Origin of the sequence: Cellulomonas septica (assembly GCF_012396155.1) — a bacterium.
GTDB lineage: Bacteria > Actinomycetota > Actinomycetes > Actinomycetales > Cellulomonadaceae > Cellulomonas > Cellulomonas septica.
The window spans coordinates 1-2,573 of the sequence record NZ_JAAXOY010000523.1 but is presented as its reverse complement, the minus strand read 5'-3'; the positions used below and the strand labels follow the sequence as shown (position 1 = coordinate 2,573).

General features: G+C 75.8%; 6 protein-coding genes. 4 read left to right on the top strand and 2 right to left on the bottom strand.

Annotated elements, in window-relative coordinates; translation table 11 throughout:
• Positions 1–144 precede the first annotated feature (144 nt).
• Positions 145–591, bottom strand: a complete 447-nt coding sequence (locus HGA02_RS16025; RefSeq protein ID WP_168680088.1) for a hypothetical protein — start codon at positions 589–591, stop codon at positions 145–147.
• On the bottom strand, positions 588–1,142 hold the full coding sequence (locus tag HGA02_RS16020; RefSeq protein WP_210728679.1) for an RNA polymerase sigma factor: 555 nt from the start codon (positions 1,140–1,142) through the stop codon (positions 588–590). Before HGA02_RS16020 ends, HGA02_RS16025 begins: the two co-directional genes overlap by 4 nt.
• A gap of 153 nt (positions 1,143–1,295) precedes the next feature.
• Between HGA02_RS16020 and HGA02_RS16015 the strand changes: the two genes are divergently transcribed.
• From HGA02_RS16015 to HGA02_RS16000, 4 genes are all read left to right on the top strand, one after another.
• A complete protein-coding gene (locus tag HGA02_RS16015; protein WP_168680086.1) occupies positions 1,296–1,754 on the top strand; it encodes an Asp23/Gls24 family envelope stress response protein in 459 nt (152 codons plus the stop codon).
• On the top strand, positions 1,751–2,143 hold the full coding sequence (locus tag HGA02_RS16010) for a hypothetical protein (protein WP_246247913.1): 393 nt from the start codon (positions 1,751–1,753) through the stop codon (positions 2,141–2,143). The genes HGA02_RS16015 and HGA02_RS16010 overlap by 4 nt, the downstream gene beginning before the upstream one ends.
• Before the next feature lie 2 nt (positions 2,144–2,145).
• The gene (locus tag HGA02_RS16005; RefSeq protein WP_168680085.1) at positions 2,146–2,325 is read left to right on the top strand and encodes a DUF2273 domain-containing protein; all 180 of its coding nucleotides are present in this window, start codon (positions 2,146–2,148) and stop codon (positions 2,323–2,325) included.
• Positions 2,318–2,573 (top strand): Asp23/Gls24 family envelope stress response protein (locus tag HGA02_RS16000; RefSeq protein WP_168680084.1); only part of this gene is annotated, 256 nt, incomplete at its 3' end. The genes HGA02_RS16005 and HGA02_RS16000, both read left to right, overlap by 8 nt.

The window sequence follows — 2,573 nt, the reverse complement described above, 5'->3', positions numbered from 1 at the left end:
CGACGTCCCGCGCGTCGGCGTCGTCGTCTCGATCCGCGCCCTGACCAGGTCGCATCATCGTCCGACGGTAGCGCGCGGCGTCCGCCGTGCCCACGGGTGCGGGCGGCCACGGACGTCGTGTCGGCGCGGGCCGGCGCGACGCGGTCAGAGCGCCCGGGGGTCGTCGGTGACGTCCTGGACGGAGACGTCGACGTGCACGAGGGAGGTCGGCGGTGTGTCGAGGCCCAGGGTGGCGGCGACGGCGTCGGCCGCCCGTGCGCGGATGCGCGTGGCCAGGGGGACCAGCGGCGTGCCGAACAGGGCGACGACCTCGACGGTGAGCCGGTCGAGCGTGTCGTCCCCCGCGGTGGTGCAGGTGATCCGCAGCGCCGCGGCGTCGGGCAGGCCGTCGAGGGCGGCGCGGACCTGGGCGACGAGCACGGTGCTGGCGACCCAGAGCTCGCCGTCGACGGAGCGTCCGCGGACGGGAGCGGCGGGGCGGAACGCGCGGACGGCCGCGGCGACGACGTCGTCGCGCAGCGCGACCCATCCCGCGTCGGTGTGCTGACGCAGGGCGCGGGTGGCCTGGTCGAGGACCTGCTCGCCGTTCACCGCCACTCCTCCATCCGCTTGACGAGGTGCGCGCGAGCGCGGTGGAGCTGACCTCGCACGGTACTCGCGCTCGTCCCGGAGATCTGCGCGATCTCCTCGTAGCTGAGACCTTCGACCTCGCGCAGGAGCCAGGCGGACCGGGGGCCGGCGGGCAGCTCGCGGAGCGCCGCGTGCAGCGCACCCAGCAGGTCGGAGCGCTCGAGGGACCGCTGCGGGTCGGCCACGCGCGGGTCGACCCGCTCGTCGGGGCTGAACGGGAGCGGGAGCGCGCCGCGTGCCCGCCGGCGCTGCAGCGAGCGGACCTTGTGCGCGGTGATCGAGAACAGCCAGGTGCGCAGCGACGACCGGCCCTCGAACTGCGGCAGCGAGGTCCACGCGGCGGCGAACGCCTCCTGCACGCAGTCCTCGGTGTCCGCGGGGCTGTCGAGCATGCGCCGCGCGTAGCGGTAGAGGGCCGGGCCGTGCCGGTCCACGATCGCCCGGAACGCGGCGTGGTCGTGCAACGCCGCACGCCGGGCCAGCACCGCGTCGGGCGCCTCCTCGTCGTCCACCCTCCGCACACTCCCGTGGTGCCGCGGGCCGCGCATCCGGAACGGATCTTCGCGACGCGCGTGACGAATCGGGTGCAGCGGCGACCAACTGTGCGTCACCGTCGCGGCACCGCCGGCTCCGGCCCGTCGCGGCACCCGTCGAGAGAGGCCACCATGACCGAGTCCTCCGCCAAGACCGTCACCACCCCGCCGGTCGCGTCCCGCCAGAGCGCGCTCGTCACGCCCGAGGGGACCACCACGATCGCCGACACCGTGGTGAGCAAGATCGCCGGCATCGCCGCGAGCGAGGTGTCCGGCGTGCACGCGCTCGGCGGCGGGGCCGCCCGGGCGATCGGCACGCTCCGCGAGCGCATCCCCGGGGCCCGCACCAACCACTCGCAGGGGGTCTCGGTCGAGGTCGGCGAGACCGAGGCCGCCGTCGATCTCGACCTCGTCGCGGAGTACGGGGTCTCGATCACGGACCTCGCGAACGGCATCCGCCGGAACGTCATCAGCGCCGTCGAGCGGATGACCGGCCTGCACGTCGTCGAGGTCAACGTCGCGGTGAACGACGTGCACCTGCCGCAGGACGACCCGCAGCCGGCACCGCCGCAGGAGCAGCGGGTCCAGTGAGCGACCTGACCACCCCGGGCCGCGGCCACCCGGTCGACGAGCAGGTCCGACCGGGCGGCCCGGGTCGTGTCCTCACCGACGTCCCCGAGCCGGGCTCGCTCGCGGAGGTCGTCGCGGCCGTGGTGCTGGCCGTCCCGGGCGTCGTGCGGCTGCACGGCGGGCCGTTCGGCGGGCTCGGCACGTACCTGCCCGGCCGTCGCGTCACGGGCGTGCGGGTCGACGAGGGCGGCACCGAGGTGCACGTCGTCGTCACGGCGACGCAACCGGTCGCAGAGACCGCCGCCCGGGTCCGGCGGGCCGTGTCCGCGGTCGCGCCCATGCCCGTGCGGGTGCACGTCGACGACCTCGACGACCCCACCGACCCCACCACCCACCCCACCGAGGAGTGACGATGTCGTCTGCTGCCACCGGCCTGTTCGCCGGCCTCCTGCTCGCGCTGATCGCCGCCGTCGGGGGCTTCGCGATGTTCCTGCTGGCCCTCGTCCTGGGCGGCGTCGGTGTCGCCGTCGGGCTCGCCGTCGACGGGCGCCTCGACGTGACCGGTGCGCTGACGGGTCGACGCCGTGGCTGAGCCGGACGTCGGCGCGCGCGGGTCGCTGACCATCGCCGACCGGGCCCTCACGGCGATCACCCGTCAGGTGGCCCTGGAGGTCCCGGGCGTCGCGTCGGAGGAGCACGCCGGCACGGTCGAGCGCACGCTCGGCCGCGGGTTCCCGCGGGTCTCCTGGCACCGCACGGGCGACCACGCGGCGGTCGAGGTGGAGATCGCCCTCGAGTGGCCCGCGTCGGCCGCGCGCGTCACGACCGCGGTGCAGGACG